The organism is Metabacillus malikii, assembly GCF_030813355.1.
In the GTDB taxonomy this organism is placed as follows: Bacteria; Bacillota; Bacilli; order Bacillales; family Bacillaceae; genus Metabacillus; species Metabacillus malikii.
Map to the genome: position 1 here is coordinate 1 of NZ_JAUSUD010000019.1, position 21,930 is coordinate 21,930.

Below are 21,930 nucleotides of genomic sequence, written 5' to 3' on the forward strand. Positions count from 1 at the left end.
CCACACCCGTTCCCATGCCGAACACGGAAGTTAAGCTCTTCAGCGCCGATGGTAGTTAGGGGCTTCCCCTTGTGAGAGTAGGACGTTGCCAGGTATATAAAGGCCCGTTGGTCAAGCGGTTAAGACACCGCCCTTTCACGGCGGTAACACGGGTTCGAATCCCGTACGGGTCACCAATCGGAGGATTAGCTCAGCTGGGAGAGCATCTGCCTTACAAGCAGAGGGTCGGCGGTTCGATCCCGTCATCCTCCACCATTGATATTTTGAAAGATTAATCATTATATGATGAGCCATTAGCTCAGTTGGTAGAGCACGTTCGAATAAGCTGCGAAGCAAAACATCAGCGCACAAATTGAGCCGCATCTTGGATTAACTATCTGAAATTTGGGCGTCAATAACAAGTAAGACAAATAAATAAGATTACTCATTATAAAATGAGCCATTAGCTCAGTTGGTAGAGCACGTTCGAATAAGCTGCGAAGTGAAACATCAGCGCACAAATTGAGCTGCTTCTTGGATAAGCTATCTGAGATTTGGGCGTCAGAAACAAGTTAGATAATAAAATAAGATTAACTCATTATAAAATGAGCCATTAGCTCAGTTGGTAGAGCACGAACGAGTAAGCTGCGAAGCAAAACAACAGCGCACAAATTGAGCTGCATCTTGGATTAACTATCTGAGATTTGGGCGTCAGAAACAAGTAAAACAATAAATAAGATTACTCATTTTAAGATGAGCCATTAGCTCAGTTGGTAGAGCATCTGACTTTTAATCAGAGGGTCGAAGGTTCGAGTCCTTCATGGCTCACCATTTACACACCTTGCGGGTGTGGCGGAATTGGCAGACGCGCTAGACTTAGGATCTAGTGTCTTAGTGACGTGGGGGTTCAAGTCCCTTCACCCGCACTTCGATAATTGATGCGGAAGTAGTTCAGTGGTAGAACACCACCTTGCCAAGGTGGGGGTCGCGGGTTCGAATCCCGTCTTCCGCTCCAGAAATAAATGCCGGGGTGGCGGAACTGGCAGACGCACAGGACTTAAAATCCTGCGGTAGGTGACTACCGTACCGGTTCGATTCCGGTCCTCGGCACCATTTAGGTGAGCGCCCGTAGCTCAATTGGATAGAGCGTTTGACTACGGATCAAAAGGTTAGGGGTTCGACTCCTCTCGGGCGCGCCATATTCGGGAAGTAGCTCAGCTTGGTAGAGCACTTGGTTTGGGACCAAGGGGTCGCAGGTTCGAATCCTGTCTTCCCGACCATTGTAATATTATATATTATGGGGCCTTAGCTCAGCTGGGAGAGCGCCTGCTTTGCACGCAGGAGGTCAGCGGTTCGATCCCGCTAGGCTCCACCATAATCTAATGATAATCAATTTTTTGGCGGCGTAGCTCAGCTGGCTAGAGCGTACGGTTCATACCCGTGAGGTCGTGGGTTCGATCCCCTCCGCCGCTACCATTAAAAATTTAATATTTGCATTATATCTAAACTTGTTGTATGATTTAAATCCGTATTCATTATGAATATGGACCTTTAGCTCAGCTGGTTAGAGCAGACGGCTCATAACCGTCCGGTCGTAGGTTCGAGTCCTACAAGGTCCACCAAGTATTAAAATTATAATGATGGAGGAATACCCAAGTCCGGCTGAAGGGATCGGTCTTGAAAACCGACAGGGGTGTCAAAACCCGCGGGGGTTCGAATCCCCCTTCCTCCTCCATAAGTTTAATCCTAGTTTTGAAAGAACTTATTATAATACTCTTTTATTATCGCGGGCTGGAGCACGAACGAATAAGCTTCACTGAATAAGCATCAGCGCACCGATTGAGACACATCTCGAATAAACAAACTGAAATCGGGGCGGTCAATAGTAGGCAGTATCTATGAGTATAGAAATATTTTGTATAATCTTATTATCGCGGGGTGGAGCAGTCTGGTAGCTCGTCGGGCTCATAACCCGAAGGTCGCAGGTTCAAATCCTGTCCCCGCAACCAAATGGTCCGGTAGTTCAGTTGGTTAGAATGCCTGCCTGTCACGCAGGAGGTCGCGGGTTCGAGTCCCGTCCGGACCGCCATTTATAGCTCAGTTGGTAGAGCACGACCGAATAAGCTTCATTGAATAAGCATCAGCGTACTCATTGAACTGCATCTTGAATAAGCAAACTGAAATGAGGACGATGGACTAATTATAAAGCAACAAATACTATCTAATATTAGATATATCAGATAATGTATGAGAAGAAACATTCGATGTAAGGTGAAAATACTTTACTTAAATATGGCTCGGTAGCTCAGTCGGTAGAGCAATGGACTGAAAATCCATGTGTCGGCGGTTCGATTCCGTCCCGAGCCACCACTTTATTGATAAGTGGAGGGGTAGCGAAGTGGCTAAACGCGGCGGACTGTAAATCCGCTCCTTCGGGTTCGGCAGTTCGAATCTGCCCCCCTCCACCATTTTAGGGGCATAGTTTAACGGTAGAATAGAGGTCTCCAAAACCTTTGGTGTGGGTTCGATTCCTACTGCCCCTGCCAAGTGAAATTTGATATGATGGCGGTTGTGGCGAAGTGGTTAACGCATCGGATTGTGGTTCCGACATTCGTGGGTTCGATTCCCATCAGCCGCCCCATTTGTATAAATGTATCAAGTTAATCGAAATTATATCTGTTGAGAGCTTGTTGTTTACGGTATTTCGTGTTATTTCCTGTCAGAAATAACCCATCTACAATCATGTAGGTTTTGATTTCTAAATGGAATAACTAATGATAGTGTACTTATTTATTATATATGTAGAACTTAGTAGTCGACGATATTTCGTGTTATTTCCTGTCAGAAATAACCTCTATTATTAAGCATATAAGCTGAAGTTCTAGCAGAATAATTTCTGATAATGTGCTTATAAATTTGATAAGAAGTACAACTCAGTAGTCGACGATATTTCGCGTTATTTCCTTGCAGAAATAACCCAAAATATCCTCTTGCGGTGAGGTTTCTTGAAGCAAATTCAGGGGAGTATTTCGTGAAGTTTATTCAATGGGCTATAGCCAAGCGGTAAGGCATCGCACTTTGACTGCGACATGCGTTGGTTCGAATCCAGCTAGCCCAGCCATACTTTTTAGGCAGCATAGCCAAGTGGTAAGGCAGAGGTCTGCAAAACCTTTATCACCGGTTCAAATCCGGTTGCTGCCTCCATATAAAAATCATGCGGGTGTAGTTTAGTGGTAAAACCTCAGCCTTCCAAGCTGATGATGAGGGTTCGATTCCCTTCACCCGCTCCAATAATATTTATTATGGGCCTATAGCTCAGCTGGTTAGAGCGCACGCCTGATAAGCGTGAGGTCGATGGTTCGAGTCCATTTAGGCCCACCATGAATTAATTAGTTTGATTGTTCCGCAGTAGCTCAGTGGTAGAGCTATCGGCTGTTAACCGATCGGTCGTAGGTTCGAGTCCTACCTGCGGAGCCACTTAGAAAATTATTTATATGAAATATTTATCATGCGCCTTTAGCTCAGCTGGATAGAGCAACGGCCTTCTAAGCCGTCGGTCAGAGGTTCGAATCCTCTAAGGCGCGTACATTAACAAATACATATATACTTTCTATAACACTTCCATAGTATGGAGGTGTTTTTTACATTTTACAGCATGTGGAATAGAATCTTAAAAAGGAAAAGAAATGTACAATTTAAAAGAATAGAATAGGAAATTTCTTTACTTCATGTACTTTTTTATAACTGAAACGTAATGATTTCTGCAAAGTTTTGAGGAATGACCTCGTTACCTTGGGGATCCTCATAATGTATTACAGAGACTAGTACATATTAATTAATGAGTTAGAAAATTTGATAGGGCCACTAAAAGGAATACTGGTTTTAATATAGAATATATACAAGCCTGTATAACTTTTATGAGGAGTGGGAATTTGAAATACAAAACATTAGGTAGAAGTGGATTACTTGTTTCAGAATTATGTTAAGGAACGATGACATTTGGTAAAGAGCTTAATGAAAATCATTCAATAGAAATGATTCATCGCTTTCTTGATAGTGGAGGCAACTTTATTGATACGGCAGATGTATATGTTGGTGGTGAATCTGAAAAAATTGTTGGTAAAGCGATTAAGGAACGTAGATCAGAAGTTGTATTAGCTACTAAGGTTAGAATGCGTGTTGGTCCGCATCCTAATGATTTTGGCTATTCAAGGCGTCGTATTATTGAAGGTGTAGAACAAAGTCTTAAGAGATTAAATACTGATTATATTGATTTATACCAATTACATGTTTGGGATAACTTAACTCCTATTGAGGAAACGATTCGAACTTTGGATGATTTAGTTACCTCAGGTAAAGTTCGATACATAGGTTGTTCAAATTTTTTAGCTTGGCAAATGATGAAGGCTTTGTCTTATAGTGATTTTAACAATTTAGTCCGCTTTATCTCTGTTCAGCCTCAGTATAGCTTAATTAACCGTGAGATGGACCGAGAAGTTTTACCGCTTTGTAAAGAGGAAAATGTTGGTGTGGTTCCGTGGGCACCATTAGGAGGCGGATTTTTGTCTGGTAAGTACAGGTCAGGTAATGTGCCTACTAGTGGTCGTTTAGCTAATGGCGTAGGAGAATCGAGTTGGGAATATCGAGCAAATAATCGTAATTTTAATATATTACGTGAAATTGAAAGTATTTCTAGTGAAATAGATAAAACACCAGCACAAATTGCTTTGAATTGGTTAATCAATAAAGAAGAGATAACATCACCTATATTCGGTGCAACAAGTATGGAACAATTTGAAGAAAATATAGGATGTATAGGATGGAATTTGTCGAGTGAGCAATGGAATCGTTTAGATGATATAAGTAGATTACCTAGTGAGTACCCAACTAGATTTATTGAGAAATTTAAAAGGTAAGTCATTCAGTTAGAAAGATAATGATGACCAAAAAATAATAGCTAGCTTTCCTATAACACAATATAGATTAGTAAGTCATTTATTCTATCTATATTGTGTATTGGAAGTTGGCTTCTTTTTGATTCGCTCTTTCTTCGGAACTAGAATGAGATTCTACCAATATTATTTATTTCACACATTTTTTAGTGTCGCTTGAAGAGGATGTGTAAGACTCATGCAGCCGTTTTTAAGAGGGGCTCGAGAAGTTTTAATTGTCAATTTGCATACAATATAAGAGGGTTATTTCTGTCATAGCTAGATTATTGTCAATATAGGGCTCAAATCGAGCATTGTAAAGGGGATGCAACTAATTCTTCTACATTTCTATTAAAAGCATTGTAGAATTAAGTCGTCATTTCCAAGGAAATATTGTCAAAATTACATACGTTGTCGTTATTCTTATATGTCGTCCTAAGCTATTCAACATAGGACGACATATTTTATTTACTCTTCGATACTAATAGGGAAGTACTTCTTTACATAGGGTTGTTTAGAAAACCAATTGGTTTCCGCACTTAAATTCATCATCTCATCCGATTGATGAAAGGTTTGATAGGATTGTTCGTTTTCCCATAATGTTAAGATAATATATGTATTACTTCTTTTCGGACGAAGAATACGTATTGCTGAAATACCAGGAGCATCTTTAATCATATCTGCTATATCTAGGAATTGTTTCTCGAATAAAGGAATGCCTTCGTCAGTAACCGTTATATGTTGAAATGCTGCAGTATATCCTTCATTAAGGCTCCCTGTGGCATGTAGGACATCATACGTTTTTGGTGCTTTAAATATCGAAGGTTCATTTGTCTCGTAAAATAGTATGCAAGTATCTTCATTTCCAAGTAGTCTAAGTGGATATTGTGAAAATTTGTTCATTAACTTATATAAATAATCTTCAGTCCCGTATGTTAGATAAAACTTCAAAATTATTACCCCCTTAAAAATGTATGATAATCTATACTATACATTTAGTATACATCGAACAATCATACTAATTCCCAAAACTGAAGCATATACCTACCTAAATTTAACAATACTAAAAGAGAAAGAGGTGATGCATATGAAGAAAAAGTTACTAGTATCAAGCATAGGTGTACTTTTTACTGTCATTATTGCATTTTTAGGATATTTATTTATCATCTTCATGGGAGATTATGTACTTGATGAAGAAAAGCTAGTCATGAATACTGCGTCTACACTAGTCGATTTAGAAGGAAATGAAATTACAAAATTATATATAGAGAATCGAGAGCTAGTTAAGCTTTCAGAAGTACCAGAGCACGTGCAAAATGCTTTCATATCTGTGGAAGACCAACGTTTCTATAAACACCATGGTATTGATGTTCAAGCGATTGGTAGGGCGGTATATAAAGATATACTTGCCGGTGGTAAAGTAGAGGGAGGAAGTACGATAACGCAACAATTAGCAAAAAATATATTTTTAACAAATGATAAAACGTTCTTTCGAAAAACAAAAGAGGCGATTATTGCTATTAACTTGGAAAATCGCTATAGTAAATCAAAAATATTAGAAATGTATTTAAATCAAGTTTATTTTGGACATGGCGCATATGGAATTCAAGCTGCTGCAAAATTATACTTTAATAAAGATGTTTCAGATTTAACGGTAGAAGAAGGGGCACTATTAGCAGGAATTCCTAAAGCACCTTCTACTTATTCTCCTATTGACCATATTGAGAAAAGTAAAGAACGGAGAAATGTAATCTTAAAGTTGATGGCCGATCAGAAATATTTGACTTATGATGACTCTGTAAGGAAGCAAGGCAAGACCGTTAAGCTGAACGTAAACAAAAAGCAGGAAAGTCCGTGGTTAACGACATATCTTGATATGGTATTTGATGAGGCGAAAGAAAAATATGCAATTTCTAATGAAGAACTCCTAAGAGGGGGCTATACAATTACCGTACCTCTAAAAAAGGAGCTTCAAAAGACAGCGTTTGATTTATTTCAAAAAGGAGAATATTTTCCAGGGACTGATGATTCGGTACAAGGAGCGTTTATTCTTTTAGATAACAGGACAGGTGGGGTACTGGCTGCTATCGGAGGTCGTGATTATGTACCAAAGGGTCTTAACAGATTAAAAGTAACGAGACAGCCTGGTTCTACGTTTAAACCAATTGCTGTTTATGCTCCTTCTATTGAAAAGAAGTTATTTAAGCCATACTCACTGTTAAAGGATGAGAAGGTAGCGTATGGTGATTATACACCTACTAATATTGACAACCAATATGCAGGAGCTGTATCGATGTTTGATGCAATTATTCAATCAAAGAATGCTGCTGCAGTTTGGACCCTTTCAGAACTTGGTATTAATCATAGTAAGGAATATCTCGAGAAGATTGGTATTTCTATAGAGGATGAAGGTTTAGCAATTGCATTAGGTGGGCTTTCTAGAGGAGTTACACCAATCCAGATGGCAAATGCCTATCGAACATTTGCAACAAACGGGAAATATAGTGAAGAACATCTCATAAGTAAAATTGAAAATCGAGAAGGCGAGATTATCGCTTCTAATGATTCAAAGGGAAAAGAAGTACTTACACCACAAACAGCATGGCAAATGAAAAGAATGCTCCAGCATGTTGTTACTGAAGGTACTGCTAAAAATGGAGATTTTCCAGGTGATTTAGCTGGAAAGACAGGCACAACTTCATATACAGAAGTGAAAGGTGCTGCCAAGGATGCATGGTTTGTAGGATTTACAGAAAATGTTGTTGGTGCGATTTGGATGGGATACGATAAAACCGATGAACAACATCATTTAACGTCTGGAAGTGCTTATCCGACGAAGCTATTTAAAGACATCCTTACGACTGCGAATATAGATAAAAATGTTACTTTTAAAAAACCGAAAAACGTAAAGGATTTAGAGAATCCAATCCGGGTGGAAAAAATCGAACAGGTTCAGGCAAAGTATACCTTTACACCACTAGGACTAATAACATTAACGCTTGAATGGGAGGAACCGAAAGATAAGCGTGTTGAATACCGAATTTATAAGCAAAATGGAGCTAAACAAGAATTAGTTGGTACTGTGAAAGGGAAAGGATATTTTGAAATTCCTTATACAAATGTGTTTTCGGCAACAACATATATAATTGTCCCTTACAACGTCCAAACAAAAGAAGAGGGAGAAGGGAAAGCGGTTAGTCAGCCACATTTATTAGGTAATAGGTAAGAATTAATGACAAGATGAACATTGGATTTCGACTATTTTTCGACATTTGGCTGTACCATCTATACTTTCTCAACTGAAAACGTTATAGTTGTAAAGGATGAGAAAATAATATAGAATTAGTATTAGATTATAATAACTATTATTTAATAAAGGAGTTTTCGCTTCTTACATAGAAAGGTGGACTTTTTGGATGTCTGAAAGGAAAATCAATGACACGTTTTTAAAAGCATGTCGTGGTGAGAAAACGGATTATGTTCCTGTCTGGTATATGAGACAAGCTGGCCGTTCTCAGCCTGAATATCGAGAAATAAAAGAGAAATACAGTTTATTTGAAATTACTCATCAACCAGAATTATGTGCATATGTTACGAGATTACCTGTTGAGCAATATGATGTAGATGCAGCTATTTTATATAAAGATATTATGACACCATTACCAGCGATAGGGGTAAACGTTGAAATTAAGTCAGGCATTGGTCCAGTTATCGATGACCCGATTCGATCCTTAGCAGATATCGAAAAATTAGGTGAAATTGACCCGGAGCAGGATGTTCCTTATGTGTTAGAAACTATTAAATTGCTAACAAAAGAACAGCTAAATGTTCCTTTAATAGGATTTACAGGAGCGCCCTTTACGCTTGCAAGCTATATGATAGAGGGTGGCCCTTCGAAAAATTATAATAAAACGAAAGCATTTATGTATTCAGAACCGAAAGCGTGGTTTGCATTAATGGACAAGCTTGCCGATATGAGTATTTCATATGTTAAGGCACAAATCCGTGCTGGGGCAAAAGCAATTCAAGTGTTTGATTCTTGGGTAGGTGCTTTAAATGTAGCTGATTACCGCTATTATATAAAACCAGTTATGGAGAGAATTTTTAGTGAGTTAAAAGGTGAGAATGTGCCGCTTATTATGTTTGGTGTCGGTGCAAGTCATTTAGCGAAAGAATGGCATGACCTTCCGTTAAACGTAGTTGGACTTGATTGGAGAATGCCAATACAGGATGCACGCTCTTTAGGCTTAACGAAAACATTACAAGGGAATCTTGATCCAGCTATCTTGCTTTCTCCATGGGAAGTAATTGAAGAAAGAGCGAAAGAGATATTAAATCAAGGTATGGAACAAGGCGGCTATATATTTAATTTAGGTCATGGTGTTTTTCCAGATGTGAATCCAGAGACGTTAAAGAGATTAACATCTTTTGTGCATGAATATTCAAGAACTGCAAAAGTAAAGATTTAATCTTATGTGAAGCTATTAACATTTGAATTTATGCCTATTATTAAAAGAACAACTAGAGGTGAAAAAACGTGAAGAAAAAGATGGGATTATTAGTTATGGCGTATGGCACACCTTATAAAGAAGAGGATATTGAAAGGTATTACACCCATATACGCCATGGTCGAAAACCAGAACCTGAGATGCTACAAGATTTAAAAAATCGTTACGAGGCAATTGGTGGAATATCACCTCTTGCGAAAATAACAGTTGAGCAAGGTGAAAAACTTGAAGCACATTTAAATAGTCTTCAAGATGAGATCGAATTTAAACTTTATATCGGCTTAAAGCATATTGAACCGTTTATTGAAGATGCGGTAATAGAAATGAATCAAGACGGTTTAACTGAAGCAGTAAGTATCGTTTTAGCCCCACACTTTTCTACTTTTAGTGTAAAATCGTATAACGGACGTGCAAAAGAAGAGGCTGAAAAGTATGGAATTCAGATTACTTCTGTTGAAAGCTGGTATACTGAACCGAAATTTATTAACTACTGGTCCAACCGTGTTCAGGAAGTGTATAAGGAAATGGAACCTTCTGAGCGGGAACAAGCAGTACTTGTTGTTTCGGCGCATAGTCTCCCAGAAAAAATCACAAAAATGGGTGATCCATATCCACAACAGCTACAGGAGACTGCTGAATTAATCGCAACTGCTGCAGGAATATCTGATTATGCTGTCGGCTGGCAAAGTGCTGGTAATACTCCTGACCCATGGTTAGGACCAGATGTACAAGATTTAACGAGAGAATTATTTGAGAAGGGTTATCGAAGCTTTGTTTATACTCCAGTAGGATTTGTTGCAGACCATTTAGAAGTCTTATATGATAATGATTATGAGTGTAAGGTTGTAACAGATGAATTAGGTGCCAATTATTATCGACCTGCAATGCCTAATGCACAGCCTGAGTTTATTGACTGCTTAGCAACTGTTGTAATGAAACATTTAAATAAGTAAAAACTAAGGGTGACTCGTGTTTGGAGTCACCCTTGTTTTTATAGTTCGTATATACCTTTTGCATTAGATTTTTCACTATCCGATACCATTGGGAATTGATAGACAAATATTCCGCTATCAGATATTTTACGAGTGGCAATACCTTGCTTAACAAAATCCTCTAGTATTGTTTCTGCTTGTTTAAAATTTAATGAGGTTTCCATTGCTAATTCTGCTGCTGTAATATGACCATTGTTTTTCTGTGCAAATTTTAACAGTCTGTTTTCAATTTGTTGTGTTTTTTTATGGTTTTTCTTTTTAATAAATGAAATAATTAAACCGATACCTACTGCTAAAGGGACGAAGCCAAGGATTAACCATGGACCAAAATCCGAAGCAAAGGTGCTATCTCCATCTGAAATCCCTACTAACACTCCACCTGTCATGACAAGTCCAAACACAGTGAGTACTATTCCAAATATAAGTCTTAAATAGTTTCCCATTTAATCGTTTATCCCCCAATCTTATTGCATCTATATGTTCTTCATATTATACATTATATTTTCATTGTAGTACTAGATTTTTAGAATAGACTGAGGTATTAAACACGTCGTCCTTGGTTAGTTGCATCACGTGTACTCGCATTCACAGGAGACTCGTACATCGGCTCTAACCAATCCTTTCTAAATTTAGGATAAAAAAATACATTTTATTAGATTAGTGCCTTAGATTATAATTGAAAACTTCTTGTTTTTTTAAGACTATATAATTATAACAAGACAATCTTCAAAATGGTAAATCAATTAATTCACACATTTACCTAAAAGGAGGTTATTTAGATTTTGTGGTTTCTGTAATCAATCAATACAAAAAAGGATTGAAATTTCATTCGTCTTCCCATATAATCAAAACTGAAAACGTTTCCAAGTGTCAAACAAGGTGGGCAATATAGAGCCTAAGGGGAGGGAGAAATTTTGTCTACCATTGAAGATGTCGCAAAACTAGCGGGTTTATCCAGAACAACTGTGTCAAGAGTATTGAATAACCATCCTTACGTTTCAGAAGAAAAAAGGAAACTTGTTATAGAGGCGATGGAGCACTTGGGGTATGTGCCAAATTCTTCTGCAAGAAGTTTGCGAAATCGTAAGACTGGTATTATTGCGGTCCTTATTCCGAAAATCTCGACACCTTTTTTTAGTCAACTTATTGAAAGGCTAGAAATTGCAGCGTCTGAAAAAAACTATCAATTAATTATTTGCCAAACACAGTATTCAGACAAAAAGGAGAGAACTTATTTAGACCTTCTTAAAACAAAACAGGTTGATGGTGTCATCATGACATCCTGTGAAAATGATTGGAAAATAATCGATGCACATTTAGATTATGGACCTATTGTGCTTTGTAACGAAATTATTGAGAATGTTGAAGTTCCAATGGTTTTTATGAATCAAATGAAAAGTGGCTATACAATAGCAAAACATTTAATTGAAAGTGGACATCGTAAAATCGCCTATTGTACAAATGGGACTGATAAAGTAACGTTACAGGCAAGAGAGACTGGTTTTAAAAGAGCTCTTGCAGAAGCCGGTCTATCGATACATAGGGAGGATTACTTTCAACATGTCTCAAGTATAAGTGATGGTAAAAATATCTTTCATCAACTATATCATAACTGTAATTCGCCAACAGCCATTTTCACTGGTAGTGACTCTGTTGCAGCAGGAATCATATCCGAGGCAAAAAGACACGGTTGGGTCATACCTCAAGATTTAGCTGTCGTCGGATTTGATAATATGGAAATAACCGAATTGATGGATCCGATGATTACAACAGTTATCCAACCCGTTGAAACAATGGCTGCAAAAGCAATTGATGTTATCGTTGATAAGATACATAAGAAACAATACCGTTCTAGAGAAACGCATGAATTTACAGCTACTTTAGCTATACGTGAATCTACTTTAGTAAATTCAAAGCTAGTAGCGACATCTTAATAGGATTAAATAGGGTGACTTAAAAAGGCCTTGACTCTTAAATACCATGTATAGTTATGGAACTATAACTTGGATATTTAGAGTCTGCCATTTTAAGTCACCCTTTTACATCTTAATCTATAAATATAATAAGAACATTTTATAATATTACTTACTAATAGTTTGCAATTGTTCTATACAACTATTGCATGTATGACTATAGCACTCATGCTGCTCTTCCATTTCATTGCCGCATTCTTTACATTGTTTTTTTGGTAAGTTTCTGAAAAAATCAGTTATTTTTATTAACATTTTGCAAACCTCCAATGTAGTAGTGTACTTACATTGTAATATAACAGTTAATATAAATCAATATCTGTTTTATTACAGAGGGATATATATTTCGAATCTTATGTGTCCTTACGTGTAATTTTCATAGTCCTTTAGTAAAATGGAGATATTAATAAAGAAGGTTATTTTCGTAAATTTTGTTGCTTTGGAAAGGGTGAGGTAATGAAACTAAGAGTTATCGGCTTTTGGGGCGGGTTTCCTGCTGTAAATGAAGCAACTTCAGGATATTTACTTGAAGAAGGTAATTATCGCATGTTAATTGATTGTGGTAGTGCGGTCCTATCAAAATTACAAGAAACAATTGCTATTGAAGAGTTGGATTCAGTTATTTTATCTCACTATCATCATGACCATATCGCTGACATCGGACCACTACAATTTGCGCGACACGTTCTCTCTTTTATTAAAGAAGTCCGGACACCTTTACCTATATACGGACATACTTTAGACAGAAACGCATTTGACAAGCTAACATATAAGGAGGCAACTAAGGGTTTAAAATATGAACCAAATGAGTCACTAACATTAGGACCCTTTACGATTACATTTTTAAAAACAATTCATCCAGTCCCATGCTTTGCGATGCGGATTACCAATGGTCATTCTACAGTTGTATATACAGCAGACTCAAGTTATCAAGACGAATTTATTACTTTTTCAAAGGGCGCTGATTTATTAATCTCAGAATCGAGTTTTTATAGTAATCAGGATGGGACAAATGCTGGTCATATGACAAGTGTTGAGGCAGCAAACATTGCAGAGAAGGCAGGAGTAAAGCATTTACTTCTAACACACTTGCCACATTACGGTGATCATGAAATGCTAGTGAAGGATGCAAAAGATTATTTCAAAGGACAAGTGACACTTGCCCGCACTGGATTTGAATGGTGCGAATTATAACGGAGGACTTATACATGAAATTTATTGATAATAATGGAATTACAGATCCAAGAATTAATTTAGCTATTGAGGAGTATGCAGTAAGACATCTTAATCCTGATGAAACTTATTTGCTGTTTTACATAAATGAACCTTCAATCATTATTGGAAAAAACCAAAATACAATTGAAGAAATTAATACTTCATATGTAGAAGAAAATCATATTCATGTTGTGAGGAGATTATCTGGTGGCGGCGCAGTTTACCATGATAAAGGGAATTTAAACTTTAGCTTTATTACAAAAGATGATGGTGAAAGTTTTCATAACTTTAAAAAATTTACTGAGCCTGTTGTTAAGGCACTTAAAAAGCTTGGAGTTAATGTTGAAATGAGCGGACGTAATGATCTGATTGCAGAGGATGGCAGAAAGGTCTCCGGGAATGCACAATATTCAACACGAGGACGAATGTTTTCACATGGCACCTTATTATTTGATTCAGAAATCGAAAGTGTTGTATCTGCATTAAAGGTTAAGAAGGATAAAATTGAATCAAAAGGAATTAAATCGATACGTAGTCGTGTCGCCAATATAAGTGAATATTTAGAAGAGAAGATAACAATTGAACAATTCCGTAAGCTGCTCCTTCAGTATATATTTGATGGAGAAGAAAGTATTCCAACTTATGAACTAACAAAAGAAGATTGGGAAAAGATTAATGAAATCTCTAAAGAGCGTTATCAAAACTGGGATTGGAACTATGGGAAGTCACCTAAATTTAATTACCAACATTCTCATCGTTTTCCAGTTGGGCAAATCGATATTCGATTAGAGGTCCAAAAAGGAATAATTGAAAATTGTAAAATTTATGGAGACTTTTTTGGTGTCGGTGATGTTGAGGAAGTTGAAAAAGCCTTAATAGGCACTCGATATGAGAGACAAGACCTTGAGAAGGTACTTCAAGATATTGATGTGAAAAAATACTTTGGACAAATTGAGAAAAATGATTTCTTAAGTTTACTTTATTAATGAGCTGGGCCAGAAGGTTTTTAAATACAAGGAAAATCCGAACCATTTGAGATTTCAATATAATCTTCGTGTTGTTTTTATAGGGGAAACGTTCTGGTTGATTGCAGCACGAGTACTCGCTTTCCGCGGGGTGGGTGCTGAGCATTGTCTAGTTTCGGCGGCTACCTGTTAACAAACTTCAGGTCACCTCCCTACGATAAGTCATCATCGATTCGTCCAAGGTCTCATCGTGATTCCTAAATCTTTAGTCGATGCTTCTCCAGTTTGTACGTCGATGGGCAAGCCGCCTACGCTTTTCGAACTTCTCGGCGCAAACGGCTGTGGGGTCTCACTTCCCCCACGCATCCTCAGGAGTCTCGCAATCAGCTCCAATCAACCTGTACAGAATTTGTAGCATAGAACCCCTAATAACAATGGTTGTATTTAACTAAGTTGTTTTAGTTATGTCCCAACCTCTTTTCTAATAGATTGTTGCATACCCCACTGAAAATGAGTACTGCAAGAGTTCCCACTCATACCGCCAGCTAAGTAAAAAGCAACTATGCTTACGAAAACGGCCTTATTAATAAAAAGAATGCTGTCTTTATGGTTGATGTTGATACCTAAAGGCAGTTTTCTTATTTATGGAATCCTTTCCATGTAATTGAAAATATAAAAATTCTCTCATATAATGAAACAGTAATGGATAAAAGTGGCATGCATCATAATCGATGAATAGCAAAAGGGGTGGAAGAATGGATTTATCTTCGCAGTTTTCACAAGTAGTTAAGAATTACGGGGATAAAACGGCATTTATAATTGAACAGGAACATATTACATATAATCAATTAGAACAAAAAATAAATCAGTTTGCCTCAGGATTGATAGCGCTCGGCTTGGAAAAGGGTGACCATGTTGGTTTAATTCTTGGTAACTCTCCACATTTTATCATTTCTTTTTATGGTGCTATTCGTGCTGGAATGAAGATTATTCCAATTAACCCTGTTTTTACACCAAATGAACTCGTGTATTTGCTGAATAATGGTGATGTGAAATGTGTGATTACAAACGATTTATTAATACCAACCTTTGAAAGAATCGACTATCAGCTGCAACAACTTGAAAAGATAATTGTTTGTGAAACATCACAAGGAAGGAGGCCATATGCGGATAGAAAAGCATTCATTATATACGATAAAATGAAAACGTTTTCAGATTTATTGTCGAAAGGAACACCAAATTATATAGGTCCAAACTTAGATGAGGATGACATAGCATCTATTCTCTATACATCAGGTACTACAAGTAAGCAAAAAGGGGTTATGTTAACACATAAAAATTTACTTTGTAATGCTGCTAGTACTTCGCAATCTTTGCGAATGACAAATGATGACATTGTAGTCACCGCTTTACCAATGTTTCATAACTTTTGTTTAACTGTAGCCTTGAATGCTCCGTTACTTAGTGGTGCGACGGTAGTGATTTTACCGAGGTTCAGCCCGTCAGAAATTTTTCAATTGGTTAATACGTATCAAGCCACGATATTTGTTGGTATACCAACAATGTATAATCATCTGTTACAATTCAAAGATTCAAATAATAAAGATTTTAAATCATTGAGGTTATGTATTTCAGGTGGTGCTTCCATGCCTATTGCGTTACTAAGAGAGTTTGAAAAAAACTTCAATGCTATGATTTCTGAAGGATATGGTTTAGCAGAGGCTACAGCTGTGACTTGCTTTAATCGATTGGATCAGCAACGCAAACATGGGTCGATAGGTCAATGTACTTCAAATGTTGAAATTAAGATTGTGAATGAATTTTGTGAAGAGGTTCTGCCCAATCATATAGGTGAACTCATTGTCAAAGGACCGAATGTCATGAAGGGGTATTATAATTTTCCTGAAGAGACAAAACGAACAATTCGTAATGGCTGGCTGTATACAGGAGACTTAGCTAAGAAAGATGAAGATGGCTATTTTTTCATTGTCGGCCGAAAAAAGGAATCGATTACTATTGCTGGGGTCAAAGTGTACCCAAGAGAGATAGAAGAGATTCTATATAGTCATAAGGATGTATTAGAAGCAATTGTAATAGGTATACCTGATTTAGCATATGGTGAAAAGATTCATTGCTTTGTAGTAGTGAAAAACAAAAAGCTAACAGAGGAAATGTTACGAAACTATTGTAAAGGATTGTTAGCAAACTATAAGCTTCCTAGTGCTATTCACTTTCTAAAGGAATTACCAAAGAATAAAGCAGGAAAAGTATTGACTAACAGATTAAAAGAGCAAATTTTATAGGAATAGTATTTTAATAGAGTTAATTCCTATCGATTAACTCAACAAAGCAAAATGCAGAGAAATAAGGAAATATCTGTGTTTTCACTTTGTTAACAAGGGTCGTGATCGAATAATTATGCATTTTCTGTTATTAAAATATTCAAAAAATATTGAACTATTTTTATATTTCTGTATAATTTAATCAATAAAAGCGTAAAAGCATAACAGGACAACAGTACTAAAAGGGGGATAACAACATGAAGAAAAAGAATTGGAAAATAGGAGCAAGTGTAATGCTAGCAAGTTTTATCGCACTAGCAGGATGTGGTAGTAATGAAAGTTCATCAGAAGGTAGTAAGGAAGGTTCTGAGGGCAAAAAGTATACAGTTGGGATTACACAGATAGTTGAACATCCATCATTGGACTCTGCAACAGACGGTTTTAAGGCTGCATTAAAAGATAGTGGATTAAATGTAGAATTTGATGAACAAAATGCACAAAATGACCCTAATAATAGTTTAACGATTGCAAATAACTTCGTAGGAGATGGAGTAGACTTAATATTTGCAAATTCTACACCGAGTGCTCAAAGCGCTTTAAATGCAACAGCAGATATCCCGATCGTATTTACATCTGTAACAGACCCAATTGGAGCAAGTTTAGTTAAAAGTTTCGAAGAGCCAGGAGCAAATATTACAGGAACAACCGATACTCATCCAGATGCAATTCCGAATACTGTGAAATTTATATCTGACAACTTTGATGGGAAAAAAGTAGGTATGATTTACAATTCAGGTGAACAAAATTCTATAGCTCAAGTAGATTTAGTTAAGAAAGCTATGGAAGGTACTGATTTATCAGTAGTCGAAGCAGCAGTGTCAACGACAGCTGAGGTAAAACAGGCTACAGAATCTCTTATTGGTAAGGTGGATTCAATTTATATCATCACGGACAATACTGTTGTGTCTGCCCTTGAATCTGTTATTGGTGTAGCCGAAGAGCAAGATATCCCATTATTTGTCGGAGAGTTAGATTCAGTAGCAAAGGGTGGGTTTGCCGCGTATGGATTTGATTACTACGATATTGGCTATGAAGCAGGAGAAATGGCTGTCGAGATTTTAAAAGGTGAGAAAAATGTTGAAGAAGTTCCCGTTCAATACCCGCAAAATTTAAAACTTCAAATCAATGCAAAAGCTGCTGAAAATATGGGAATTGAGATAAAAGAAGAATGGAAACAAGATGCAGAAATAATTGAATAAAGGTGAGAAGCTATGTTTACAGCGATATTTGCGTCATTTGAGTCAGGGTTAATTTATGCGATTATGGCTCTTGGAGTATACTTATCATTTCGAATATTAGACTTTCCAGATTTAACAGTTGACGGTAGCTTTGTAACAGGAGCTGCGGTTAGTGCAATTTTAATCGTAAATGGCACGAACCCTTTTCTGGCTACCCTTATTGCCTTAGTTGTCGGGTTTCTTGCCGGGTGTATGACAGGTATCCTCCATACAAAGGGGAATATTAATCCATTACTATCAGGTATTTTAATGATGATTGCCTTGTATTCTATTAATTTAAGAATTATGGGGAAATCAAATGTACCGTTGCTACAAGAAGAAACGGTATTTACAAAGTTGCTCGAGTTTTGGAATACGTTAGGTATCGATAGCGGGCTTGAAAAGTTATTTCTAGCGATAGGATTAGAGGGTTTCATTCCAAAAACATGGTCAGTTCTTATAACAATGCTCATCTTAATTATTGTTATAAAGTATGTATTAGGACTATTTTTGAAAACTGAACTCGGACTTGCAATAAGAGCTGTCGGTGATAACCAAAACATGATTACGAGTTTTTCAGCAAACACAGATATGTTGAAAATCATTGGTTTAGGTTTATCGAACGGACTTGTAGCCTTTTCCGGGGCATTTATTGGCCAATACAACGGATTTAGTGATGTCGGGATGGGAATTGGGATGATCGTCATCGGCTTAGCATCTGTCATAATTGGTGAAGCAATTGTCGGTACAAAAACAATTACCCGTGCAATTTTAGCAGTAATCGTTGGTGCAATTATTTATCGACTAATTGTTGCGATTGCATTACGATTTAACTTGTTTGAAACAGGTGATATGAAATTAATAACAGCTTGTATCGTAATTGGTGCGTTAATTATCCCGCAAATCATTGATAAGCAAAAAGTTAAACGAAAGAAAAATTTACGCAGAAAGCGGGGTGGAGACTATGCTGCAGCTAAACCAAATATATAAGGTATTTAATGAAGGGTCTGTTGATGAAAAAATTGCATTAAATAACTTGTCATTAACTTTAAAAGAGGGAGATTTTGTTACCGTTATCGGGAGTAATGGAGCTGGAAAATCAACTCTTTTAAATGTTATTGCAGGTCGGATTATACCTGATGATGGGGAAGTGCGGATTAAATCAAAGCTAATGAATGATGTGAAGGAATATAAGCGTTCACGTTATATCGGTCGTGTCTTTCAGGATCCAATGGCAGGTACCGCTCCAACACTTTCAATTGAGGAAAATTTAGCAATTGCTTATTCAAGAGTGCAGCAGCGCACGCTTAAACCAGGTGTTACTGCGAAAAGGAAGGTGTTTTTTAAAGAGCAGCTTGAGTTGTTAGGTTTAGGCTTAGAAAACCGCGTAACGGCAAAAGTTGGTTTATTATCAGGGGGAGAACGCCAAGCATTATCCCTATTAATGGCAACATTTACAAAGCCCGATATATTGCTTTTGGATGAACATACAGCAGCACTTGATCCATCACGTGCAGAATTGATCACGAATTTAACAAAAAAGTTAGTTGAAAGCGGAAAGTTAACAACTTTAATGATTACCCATAATATGCAACAGGCTGTTGATTTAGGTAATCGTCTAATCATGATGGATAAAGGCAATATTGTATTTGAAGCAGAAGGAAAACAAAAGCAGGGATTGACCGTCAATTCATTGCTTGAAGAGTTTGCGAAGATAAAATCAGATAGCTCTTTATCAGACAAAGCATTATTAATTTAAATAACTAGTCTCTTATCGGAATCGGTAGGAGGCTAGTTTTTTGTTATCTGAACTTTATCGCGGTTTTAATGGTTGGCAAACTTCACATTTACGTTGGTTTTTATTTTTAAATTTTGTAAATGTTTTTTCAAAATTATTGCCACAGGCACATTTAAAGAGTAGCTTTTGTGAAAATCCATGATATTCAGTTGATAATAATTTACTCTCAGATTGAGTTGAGACAAATTTATTAATTTCCTCGATCGACCATCGCTTATTCATATACATTACCTCCAAATTTCTCATTGAACATGTTAGCTTCTTTCATTCTATTTTTTTATTATAGCATGAGCTTGTCCTTAAAAGTATCGATTTGTTATATCTAATAGGGTTGTATAATAAAAAATACAAATATATAATATATTATACAAGTCGAGCAGAGGTGGATACGATGAATTCAATCCAAATGCAAATCGCTGAAAATTTAAGAAATATCCGGAAATTACGTGGGTATAGCTATGACCAGTTAGCTAATGTTACAGGTGTTAGTAAAGGAATGCTCTCACAAATTGAAAAAGGTGAATCAAGTCCAACAGTGAATACGTTATGGAAAATCGCTAATGGACTGCAGGTATCATTTTCATCTTTAGTTGAGGAGTCTGTACCGACTGTTTCAGTTGTAAGATTAGGAGAAAAAGAGCCTTTAACAGAGGATAATGAACTTTATCAAGTGTTCCCTTATTTTCCGTTTGATTCATCTAAGCAATTTGAAATTTATTATATTGAGTTACTGCCTGGATGTGTTCATACATCTAGTCGTCACCACGGCCATATTGAGGAATATGTTCTAATCTGTGAGGGAGAAGCAACGTTAACGATTAATGCGGATAAGTACATATTACAAAAAGGTGATGCGATGAAGTTTATAGCAAACCATACTCATACATATGCAAACGATACTATGCAGAAATCAAGCTTATATTTAATTATTTATTATTCATAATGTTTTAGTTTAAGGAGGCAACATCAAGTGGCAACAACAACTTTAAAAAAGCAGTCTGATTTTCTCCAAGGAATGCAAGGTGGAATTAGTATCGCGATAGGATACCTTCCAGTTGCAATCACGTTTGGGCTGCTAGCTAAATCAACGGGTCTACAACTATATGAAACGGTTTTAATGAGTTTAATTGTCTATGCCGGCGCTTCTCAATATATCGCATTAAGCTTAATTACAGCAGGTACAGGAGTAATTGAAATCATATTCACAACTTTTATTGTGAATATCCGCCACTTCTTAATGTCTGCTTCTTTAAGTGAAAAGGTAGAAGATGAATCGATTTGGAAGAAGGCTCTATATTCGTTTGGGCTTACTGATGAAACATTTTCAGTTGCATCGATGAAAGACGGAACAGTCAATGCGAGTTATTTATTTGGACTAATGCTTATTGCGTATGCATCCTGGGTGATTAATTCTGGAATTGGATATATCATTGGGGCAAGTTTGCCATCAACGTTACAAGAAAGTATGAGCATCGCGCTTTATGCAATGTTTATCGGACTATTAGTACCCTCGTTAAAAAAGCAGCGGAAGGTTCTTTATTTAGCGGTGTTGGCTGCAGTATTTAATTCGATTTTTTATGCAACAGGACGTATTTCAACCGGATGGTCGATCGTGTTGTCTACATTAATTTCTGCTGTTGCTGTCGAATGGTTTTATATGAAATATGAAAGGAAGCGCGAGAATGGATAAGTTAGTATTGCTCATGATTATTGGAATGGGATTGGTTACATATATTCCAAGAATGATTCCTCTTGTTGCGTTAAGTCAATTAAAATTGCCAGTTTTTGTCCAGAATGTTTTAAAGAATGTACCATACGCAACACTAGGGGCACTTATTGTTCCGGGAATATTTTTAATAAGTGATGATGTATTTTTTGGAATTATCGGTGCTATCGCTGCAACTCTTATTGCCTTTACAGGGGCTAATGTCATCGTAGTTGTAATGGGGTCAATTGGTACGCTTGTATTATATAGCCTGCTCTTTGTATAGTGTTATATTGATTGTTTAAATA

The 21,930-nt window shown here is 36.9% G+C and carries 19 protein-coding genes, 24 tRNA genes and 1 rRNA gene; 39 read left to right on the forward strand and 5 right to left on the reverse strand.

Annotation, left to right across the window (positions count from 1 at the left end; all coding sequences use genetic code 11):
- The 26 genes from rrf to J2S19_RS16415 form a co-directional block, all read left to right on the forward strand.
- Positions 1–94 (forward strand): 5S ribosomal RNA (gene rrf, locus J2S19_RS16290); the annotation flags it as partial.
- A gap of 7 nt (positions 95–101) precedes the next feature.
- A tRNA-Glu gene (locus J2S19_RS16295) sits at positions 102–176 on the forward strand.
- Between the two features lie 3 nt (positions 177–179).
- Positions 180–255 (forward strand) — tRNA-Val (locus J2S19_RS16300).
- A gap of 479 nt (positions 256–734) precedes the next feature.
- Positions 735–810, forward strand: a tRNA-Lys gene (locus J2S19_RS16305).
- Between the two features lie 12 nt (positions 811–822).
- Positions 823–905 (forward strand) — tRNA-Leu (locus tag J2S19_RS16310).
- Positions 906–919: 14 nt separating this feature from the next.
- A tRNA-Gly gene (locus J2S19_RS16315) sits at positions 920–994 on the forward strand.
- A gap of 9 nt (positions 995–1,003) precedes the next feature.
- Positions 1,004–1,092: transfer RNA gene (locus tag J2S19_RS16320), tRNA-Leu, on the forward strand.
- Positions 1,093–1,101: 9 nt separating this feature from the next.
- Positions 1,102–1,178, forward strand: a tRNA-Arg gene (locus J2S19_RS16325).
- Between the two features lie 4 nt (positions 1,179–1,182).
- Positions 1,183–1,259: transfer RNA gene (locus J2S19_RS16330), tRNA-Pro, on the forward strand.
- 19 nt (positions 1,260–1,278) lie between these two features.
- Positions 1,279–1,354: transfer RNA gene (locus J2S19_RS16335), tRNA-Ala, on the forward strand.
- A gap of 24 nt (positions 1,355–1,378) precedes the next feature.
- Positions 1,379–1,455 (forward strand) — tRNA-Met (locus J2S19_RS16340).
- Between the two features lie 69 nt (positions 1,456–1,524).
- Positions 1,525–1,601: transfer RNA gene (locus J2S19_RS16345), tRNA-Ile, on the forward strand.
- Positions 1,602–1,621: 20 nt separating this feature from the next.
- A tRNA-Ser gene (locus J2S19_RS16350) sits at positions 1,622–1,714 on the forward strand.
- 197 nt (positions 1,715–1,911) lie between these two features.
- Positions 1,912–1,988 (forward strand) — tRNA-Met (locus J2S19_RS16355).
- A gap of 3 nt (positions 1,989–1,991) precedes the next feature.
- Positions 1,992–2,068 (forward strand) — tRNA-Asp (locus J2S19_RS16360).
- Positions 2,069–2,273: 205 nt separating this feature from the next.
- Positions 2,274–2,349 (forward strand) — tRNA-Phe (locus J2S19_RS16365).
- Between the two features lie 14 nt (positions 2,350–2,363).
- A tRNA-Tyr gene (locus tag J2S19_RS16370) sits at positions 2,364–2,447 on the forward strand.
- Between the two features lie 4 nt (positions 2,448–2,451).
- Positions 2,452–2,525, forward strand: a tRNA-Trp gene (locus J2S19_RS16375).
- A gap of 19 nt (positions 2,526–2,544) precedes the next feature.
- Positions 2,545–2,620: transfer RNA gene (locus J2S19_RS16380), tRNA-His, on the forward strand.
- Between the two features lie 405 nt (positions 2,621–3,025).
- Positions 3,026–3,100, forward strand: a tRNA-Gln gene (locus J2S19_RS16385).
- 9 nt (positions 3,101–3,109) lie between these two features.
- A tRNA-Cys gene (locus J2S19_RS16390) sits at positions 3,110–3,183 on the forward strand.
- A 12-nt stretch (positions 3,184–3,195) separates the two neighbouring features.
- Positions 3,196–3,269: transfer RNA gene (locus tag J2S19_RS16395), tRNA-Gly, on the forward strand.
- A 14-nt stretch (positions 3,270–3,283) separates the two neighbouring features.
- Positions 3,284–3,360, forward strand: a tRNA-Ile gene (locus J2S19_RS16400).
- 21 nt (positions 3,361–3,381) lie between these two features.
- Positions 3,382–3,456, forward strand: a tRNA-Asn gene (locus J2S19_RS16405).
- Between the two features lie 33 nt (positions 3,457–3,489).
- Positions 3,490–3,563 (forward strand) — tRNA-Arg (locus J2S19_RS16410).
- Between the two features lie 408 nt (positions 3,564–3,971).
- A complete protein-coding gene (locus tag J2S19_RS16415) occupies positions 3,972–4,895 on the forward strand; it encodes an aldo/keto reductase (protein ID WP_307344224.1) in 924 nt (307 codons plus the stop codon).
- A 483-nt stretch (positions 4,896–5,378) separates the two neighbouring features.
- Here J2S19_RS16415 and J2S19_RS16420 read toward each other — a convergent pair whose 3' ends face one another.
- Positions 5,379–5,861 (reverse strand): antibiotic biosynthesis monooxygenase family protein, encoded by a 483-nt coding sequence (locus J2S19_RS16420; protein ID WP_307344225.1) that lies wholly within the window; start codon positions 5,859–5,861, stop codon positions 5,379–5,381.
- Between the two features lie 136 nt (positions 5,862–5,997).
- Here J2S19_RS16420 and J2S19_RS16425 point away from each other — a divergent pair, with 136 nt between their 5' ends.
- From J2S19_RS16425 to hemH, 3 genes are all read left to right on the forward strand, one after another.
- Positions 5,998–8,136 (forward strand): transglycosylase domain-containing protein, encoded by a 2,139-nt coding sequence (locus tag J2S19_RS16425; protein WP_307344226.1) that lies wholly within the window; start codon positions 5,998–6,000, stop codon positions 8,134–8,136.
- 190 nt (positions 8,137–8,326) lie between these two features.
- The gene (gene hemE, locus J2S19_RS16430; protein ID WP_307344227.1) at positions 8,327–9,379 is read left to right on the forward strand and encodes a uroporphyrinogen decarboxylase; all 1,053 of its coding nucleotides are present in this window, start codon (positions 8,327–8,329) and stop codon (positions 9,377–9,379) included.
- 80 nt (positions 9,380–9,459) lie between these two features.
- Positions 9,460–10,371, forward strand: a complete 912-nt coding sequence (gene hemH, locus J2S19_RS16435) for a ferrochelatase (RefSeq protein WP_307344302.1) — start codon at positions 9,460–9,462, stop codon at positions 10,369–10,371.
- 38 nt (positions 10,372–10,409) lie between these two features.
- On the opposite strand, the gene J2S19_RS16440 is transcribed toward hemH, so the two are convergent.
- Complete coding sequence (locus tag J2S19_RS16440; protein ID WP_307344228.1) at positions 10,410–10,853, reverse strand: hypothetical protein; 444 nt, start codon at positions 10,851–10,853, stop codon at positions 10,410–10,412.
- A 471-nt stretch (positions 10,854–11,324) separates the two neighbouring features.
- On the opposite strand from J2S19_RS16440, the gene J2S19_RS16445 reads away from it, so the two are divergent.
- The gene (locus J2S19_RS16445; protein WP_307344229.1) at positions 11,325–12,344 is read left to right on the forward strand and encodes a LacI family DNA-binding transcriptional regulator; all 1,020 of its coding nucleotides are present in this window, start codon (positions 11,325–11,327) and stop codon (positions 12,342–12,344) included.
- 147 nt (positions 12,345–12,491) lie between these two features.
- On the opposite strand, the gene yhfH is transcribed toward J2S19_RS16445, so the two are convergent.
- Positions 12,492–12,635, reverse strand: a complete 144-nt coding sequence (gene yhfH, locus J2S19_RS16450) for a protein YhfH (protein ID WP_307344230.1) — start codon at positions 12,633–12,635, stop codon at positions 12,492–12,494.
- A gap of 201 nt (positions 12,636–12,836) precedes the next feature.
- Between yhfH and J2S19_RS16455 the strand changes: the two genes are divergently transcribed.
- Both J2S19_RS16455 and lplA read left to right on the forward strand, forming a co-directional pair.
- A complete protein-coding gene (locus J2S19_RS16455; protein WP_307344231.1) occupies positions 12,837–13,574 on the forward strand; it encodes an MBL fold metallo-hydrolase in 738 nt (245 codons plus the stop codon).
- Between the two features lie 14 nt (positions 13,575–13,588).
- A complete protein-coding gene (gene lplA / locus J2S19_RS16460) occupies positions 13,589–14,581 on the forward strand; it encodes a lipoate--protein ligase (RefSeq protein WP_307344232.1) in 993 nt (330 codons plus the stop codon).
- A gap of 204 nt (positions 14,582–14,785) precedes the next feature.
- Here lplA and J2S19_RS16465 read toward each other — a convergent pair whose 3' ends face one another.
- Positions 14,786–14,926 carry a hypothetical protein gene (locus J2S19_RS16465; protein WP_307344233.1) on the reverse strand — a complete coding sequence of 47 codons (141 nt, stop codon included), beginning with the start codon at positions 14,924–14,926 and terminating at the stop codon, positions 14,786–14,788.
- A 389-nt stretch (positions 14,927–15,315) separates the two neighbouring features.
- Here J2S19_RS16465 and J2S19_RS16470 point away from each other — a divergent pair, with 389 nt between their 5' ends.
- From J2S19_RS16470 to J2S19_RS16485, 4 genes are all read left to right on the forward strand, one after another.
- Positions 15,316–16,863, forward strand: coding sequence for a long-chain-fatty-acid--CoA ligase (locus J2S19_RS16470; protein WP_307344234.1), 1,548 nt, complete (start codon positions 15,316–15,318; stop codon positions 16,861–16,863).
- A gap of 236 nt (positions 16,864–17,099) precedes the next feature.
- Positions 17,100–18,101, forward strand: coding sequence for an ABC transporter substrate-binding protein (locus tag J2S19_RS16475; protein ID WP_307344235.1), 1,002 nt, complete (start codon positions 17,100–17,102; stop codon positions 18,099–18,101).
- Positions 18,102–18,113: 12 nt separating this feature from the next.
- The gene (locus J2S19_RS16480; protein ID WP_307344236.1) at positions 18,114–19,109 is read left to right on the forward strand and encodes an ABC transporter permease; all 996 of its coding nucleotides are present in this window, start codon (positions 18,114–18,116) and stop codon (positions 19,107–19,109) included.
- Positions 19,084–19,878: an ABC transporter ATP-binding protein gene (locus J2S19_RS16485; RefSeq protein ID WP_307344237.1), complete on the forward strand. Its 795-nt coding sequence runs from the start codon at positions 19,084–19,086 to the stop codon at positions 19,876–19,878. The genes J2S19_RS16480 and J2S19_RS16485 overlap by 26 nt, the downstream gene beginning before the upstream one ends.
- Before the next feature lie 54 nt (positions 19,879–19,932).
- Here the strand turns inward: J2S19_RS16485 and J2S19_RS16490 are convergent, their stop codons facing one another.
- A complete protein-coding gene (locus J2S19_RS16490; protein WP_307344238.1) occupies positions 19,933–20,139 on the reverse strand; it encodes a hypothetical protein in 207 nt (68 codons plus the stop codon).
- A 169-nt stretch (positions 20,140–20,308) separates the two neighbouring features.
- Here J2S19_RS16490 and J2S19_RS16495 point away from each other — a divergent pair, with 169 nt between their 5' ends.
- From J2S19_RS16495 to J2S19_RS16505, 3 genes are all read left to right on the forward strand, one after another.
- Positions 20,309–20,860, forward strand: a complete 552-nt coding sequence (locus J2S19_RS16495) for a helix-turn-helix domain-containing protein (protein WP_307344239.1) — start codon at positions 20,309–20,311, stop codon at positions 20,858–20,860.
- A gap of 72 nt (positions 20,861–20,932) precedes the next feature.
- A complete protein-coding gene (locus J2S19_RS16500; RefSeq protein WP_307344303.1) occupies positions 20,933–21,607 on the forward strand; it encodes an AzlC family ABC transporter permease in 675 nt (224 codons plus the stop codon).
- Entirely contained in the window at positions 21,600–21,908 is a 309-nt protein-coding gene (locus J2S19_RS16505; RefSeq protein WP_307344240.1) for an AzlD domain-containing protein, read from the forward strand. Before J2S19_RS16500 ends, J2S19_RS16505 begins: the two co-directional genes overlap by 8 nt.
- Positions 21,909–21,930 lie beyond the last annotated feature (22 nt).